Genomic DNA, 1,566 nt, shown 5'->3' on the forward strand with positions numbered 1-1,566 from the left:
ATACGGGCTTCCTCGAGACCGGCCCGGCGGTCGGCGCGAGCGTCACGCTGACGAAGACGGGCGCCCAGGGCTTCCAGCTCCAGTCGGCGGCCTCGTCCGGCGGCGCGATCACGATCGCGCCCTTCGCGCCGGGCGCCGGCTCCGCCACCATCACCGTCGCCTCCATGCCGACGTCGGGCGCGAATTTCAGCGTCACGCTCGCTCTCCCCGACGGGAGCGAGGAGACGATCACGCTGACTGCGACGAATTCCGCGACGCCCGGCGCCGGCGAATTCACGATCGGCGCGGACGAGGCGGCGACTGCCGCCAACATCTCGGCGGCTCTGGGCGCGGCCGTCGGCGCCAAGGCGACCGGCGCGCTCGCCGCCGCCTCGGCGGCGCAGGCCTCGGAGGATTTCTTCGCCACGCCCGCCAACTGGTATTCGGGGGATGCGCAGGATCCGGCCTTCGCCCGCTCGACCGCCGGCGTGCGCATCGACGAGGGCCGCTCGGTCTCCGTCGGCGCGCAGGCCAACGAGCAGGGCTTCACGCGGTCCTCTCGCAGCTCGCCACGCTGGCCGCCGACGATTTCAGCGACGGCGACCGCACGCGCTACGAGGCTGCGCTGAGCCGCGTCGCCGGCAACCTCACGCCGGCGCCCGGCCAGCAGACCATCGCCGACGTCGGCGTCGAACTCGGCACGGCGCAGGCCGCCATGGCGAACGCCGTCGAGCGGCACAAGGCCTCCGAGGCGATCCTGCGCGACCAGCTCGGCGGGATCGAGGAGGCGCCGATGGAGGAGGTCGCGGCGAAGCTGCTCGCGCTCCAGAACCGGCTTCAGGCGAGCTACCAGACCACCTCGCTCCTCGCGCGGCTTTCGCTCGTCAACTACCTCTGAGGCGCCTCACCACAAGCGCCGTAGCGTCGGGACCTCGGCGAAAGCGGTGTCCGTCGAGACGAGGGGGATGTCGAGCGTCCGCGCAGTCGCGGCGAGGAGCCGGTCGAACGGGTCTCGATGCTGCCATTCCATCAGGGACGCTTCGATGCAGATCTCGGGCGTGAAGGGCGCGACGATGCCGCCCTGCTCATGTAACAGGTCAGGCAGACGGCGCCCGAAAGGCGCGATCTCCGGCCACTTGCCGAGCCTGGCCTTCTGGCCGATTTCGAAGAAGCTGACAGGGCTCACGTAGACGATCGGCGACGTCTCGATGGCCGTGCGCGCCGGGCCCGATAGACGGGCGACGTCGATCATCGACCAGACCCAGGCGTGCGTGTCGAGGAGAATCCCGGTCACGCCGGATCGTCCCCGCCTTCCCAGGCCGCGAGGTCTCGTTCGGACATCGGCTCCAGAAAGTCCGGCGTAGCGCCGACCTTGCCGGCGAGGATACCCAGACGGAATCCGGTTTGCGGGATCGCCACGAGCCGCGCCACGGGCTTCGCGCCCTTGGCGATTACGACCTCCTCGCCCGCGAGGGCGGCGTCGATGAGCTTCGAGAGCTGGCTCTTGGCGGTGTGGACGTTGTAGATCATCGACTTTTCCTTGCTTGGTCAACTTAGCCACTGTCACTTATAAACATCTCCGAGCCC

General features: G+C 69.7%; 4 protein-coding genes. 2 read left to right on the forward strand and 2 right to left on the reverse strand.

All coding sequences use genetic code 11. The annotated features are described in order from the left end of the window. A partial coding sequence (locus ACN4EK_RS32580) for a hypothetical protein (protein WP_431662598.1) occupies positions 1-608 on the forward strand: 608 nt, incomplete at its 5' end. Between the two features lie 86 nt (positions 609-694). After that, positions 695-877 (forward strand): hypothetical protein, encoded by a 183-nt coding sequence (locus ACN4EK_RS32585; RefSeq protein ID WP_431662599.1) that lies wholly within the window; start codon positions 695-697, stop codon positions 875-877. Positions 878-883: 6 nt separating this feature from the next. Here the strand turns inward: ACN4EK_RS32585 and ACN4EK_RS32590 are convergent, their stop codons facing one another. Both ACN4EK_RS32590 and ACN4EK_RS32595 read right to left on the reverse strand, forming a co-directional pair. Then, complete coding sequence (locus tag ACN4EK_RS32590; protein WP_431662600.1) at positions 884-1,273, reverse strand: type II toxin-antitoxin system VapC family toxin; 390 nt, start codon at positions 1,271-1,273, stop codon at positions 884-886. After that, positions 1,270-1,509 carry a type II toxin-antitoxin system Phd/YefM family antitoxin gene (locus ACN4EK_RS32595; protein ID WP_431662601.1) on the reverse strand — a complete coding sequence of 80 codons (240 nt, stop codon included), beginning with the start codon at positions 1,507-1,509 and terminating at the stop codon, positions 1,270-1,272. Before ACN4EK_RS32595 ends, ACN4EK_RS32590 begins: the two co-directional genes overlap by 4 nt. Positions 1,510-1,566 lie beyond the last annotated feature (57 nt).

The sequence above is a fragment of the Pantanalinema rosaneae CENA516 genome (genome assembly GCF_050753385.1).
Taxonomy (GTDB): domain Bacteria; phylum Cyanobacteriota; class Cyanobacteriia; order Leptolyngbyales; family Leptolyngbyaceae; genus Pantanalinema; species Pantanalinema rosaneae.

Coding starts and splice junctions, on each gene's coding strand:
- ACN4EK_RS32595 (WP_431662601.1), bottom strand. CDS start 1,509: ATGATCTACAACGTCCACACCGCCAAGAGCCAGCTCTCGAAGCTCATC.
- ACN4EK_RS32585 (WP_431662599.1), top strand. CDS start 695: ATGGCGAACGCCGTCGAGCGGCACAAGGCCTCCGAGGCGATCCTGCGC.